Raw genomic sequence first — 1,472 nt, forward strand, 5'->3', positions numbered from 1 at the left:
CCACATTATGAGAAATTCTCCCCAGGCCTGCCAAAAGCCCGATAACAAGGGCAAAAGAGATAGCCGCCACGGTTACCCCAAAGGTTACCGCGAGGCCATCGGGGACAAAGGCGAGGATTTGGCGGTACGGATCCGGGAACAGAATTACCAGCCCAGCCAGAACCACCAGGGCCCCAAAGAAAGAGATATTCCAGGCCGACAATACCCCTTCTTCTCCCTTTTGAGGGATAAGGGTACTATCGGTCACGGTAATATGGGTGGGAACAGGGATAAGGTGTTCTTCCCGGTTAGGACCTACCTCCTGCTTCCCCTTTTTTGGGGTACCCGTCCGATTCATGCTTAGTGGAGCCATTTTGCAGCAATTTTATCCAGTGTTCCATTAGCCTTAATAATAGAAAGGCCCTTGTTTATCAGTTCCAACGTCCGGGTGTCTCCTTTTTTCACGGCGATACCCAGCCATTCGTCGGTAAAGGGTTCCCCTACGATTTTAAGCTTCTCTTTGAATTTTGGATTTTGGAGGGCAAAATTAGCCGCGATGGGACTATCGGCTACAACCCCATCTATGCGCCCATTGGCAAGATCCTCAAAGGCAAGACCAATTTCGTCATAGGTAGAACGAAGTATACCAGGGACCTTCTGAATTTCTATATCGCCGGTGGTTCCTATCTGGGCCCCCACCTTTTTACCTACCATGTCTTTAAGAGCGCTTACCCCTTCAAGCTTTTTAGAAACGACCAGCACCTGGCCCGCATTCACGTAGGGCTCAGAAAAATCCATGGTCTTTTTTCGTTCTTCCGTAATCGTCACAGAAGAACAAATGGCATCGTAGGCCCCTGCCTCTAGCCCCGCAAAAATACCATCCCAGGCGGTATTCCGGATTTCCACATCAAAACCGGCCGCTTCGGCAATAGCCTTCATCATATCCAGGGAAAAGCCCACGATATTCTTGTTTTCGTCCACAAATTCCATGGGTGGCCAGGTAGCATCGGAGGCCACCACAATTTTTACACGGCCAGTAGCACCCTTTTCACCAGCCCCGGCCGAATCGGTTTTCTTGCCCCCACAGGAACCAAATACAACAAGGGCACACCCTAAAAGACCTAGTGTTTTCCATCCGCCCCAAAACCGCTTTTTCATAGAAATTTTCCCTCCTCAGTCTGATATGCTCTTACTCCTGTTTCCATTGTTTTTAACACCCCTATTGTACACCATATTTTTAATTAAATATACTGTTTTGTTGTATATGTATGCTGTTAGAGGTTATCCTGCTAGCCCACCCCAGCCAATACGCTTTCCCAGAACGGGCCTGGGGTGGAATCAGCCCTTTTACTTTACCGCCCTCTTCAGGGCATCCACCTTATCGGTTTTTTCCCAGCTAAAGCCGTCTCGCCCAAAATGTCCATAGGTAGCGGTACGACGATAGATAGGCCTTAAGAGATCCAGGGTCTTAATAATTCCCGCCGGGGAAAGAT

At 49.0% G+C, this 1,472-nt stretch carries 3 protein-coding genes; all 3 read right to left on the reverse strand.

Annotation, left to right across the window (positions count from 1 at the left end; all coding sequences use genetic code 11):
• Positions 1–247: hypothetical protein (locus tag N2315_09325; GenBank protein MCX7829371.1), on the reverse strand; the 247-nt coding region annotated here is incomplete at its 3' end.
• Positions 248–339: 92 nt separating this feature from the next.
• Positions 340–1,137, reverse strand: coding sequence for a basic amino acid ABC transporter substrate-binding protein (locus N2315_09330; GenBank protein MCX7829372.1), 798 nt, complete (start codon positions 1,135–1,137; stop codon positions 340–342).
• A gap of 189 nt (positions 1,138–1,326) precedes the next feature.
• Positions 1,327–1,472, reverse strand: a 146-nt coding sequence (locus tag N2315_09335; GenBank protein MCX7829373.1) for a methionine adenosyltransferase domain-containing protein, incomplete at its 5' end; no start/stop codon positions are given.

This window comes from Thermanaerothrix sp. (assembly GCA_026417795.1).
In the GTDB taxonomy this organism is placed as follows: domain Bacteria; phylum Synergistota; class Synergistia; order Synergistales; family Synergistaceae; genus Thermanaerovibrio.

What these genes read in the sequence shown, in the direction of transcription:
- N2315_09330 (MCX7829372.1), bottom strand. Translation starts at nt 1,137, where the DNA reads ATGAAAAAGCGGTTTTGGGGCGGATGGAAAACACTAGGTCTTTTAGGG.